This window comes from Paraburkholderia sp. BR14374, assembly GCF_040948685.1.
GTDB lineage: Bacteria > Pseudomonadota > Gammaproteobacteria > Burkholderiales > Burkholderiaceae > Paraburkholderia > Paraburkholderia youngii.
Map to the genome: position 1 here is coordinate 1 of NZ_JBFPKF010000156.1, position 270 is coordinate 270.

A 270-nucleotide genomic window follows, 5' to 3' on the forward strand; every position below is an offset into this window, starting at 1 on the left:
CGACCGCCAGATACAGCCAGCCCTCGTCGGTCCAGATATACGTGATGTCCGAACTGAACACCTGATTCGGCGCAGCCGGCGCGAACTCGCGGTTCAACAGGTTCGGCGCGACGGGCAGCTTGTGCCGAGAATCAGTCGTGACGCATGCGTGGCGAGCCGTAGGCGCCCTTGACCTCGGCATGAATCGACCGAATCAGCGTAAGCAGTTGCGTGTCGGTCAACCGTTTCCGCTCGGGCGTGCCGCCGCGCTTCCAGACACGATAGCCGTTC

1 pseudogene is annotated in these 270 nt (G+C 63.0%); it reads right to left on the reverse strand.

The features are described 5' to 3' along the window. Positions 1-270: pseudogene (locus AB3X86_RS38470) on the reverse strand (IS3 family transposase); the annotation flags it as partial.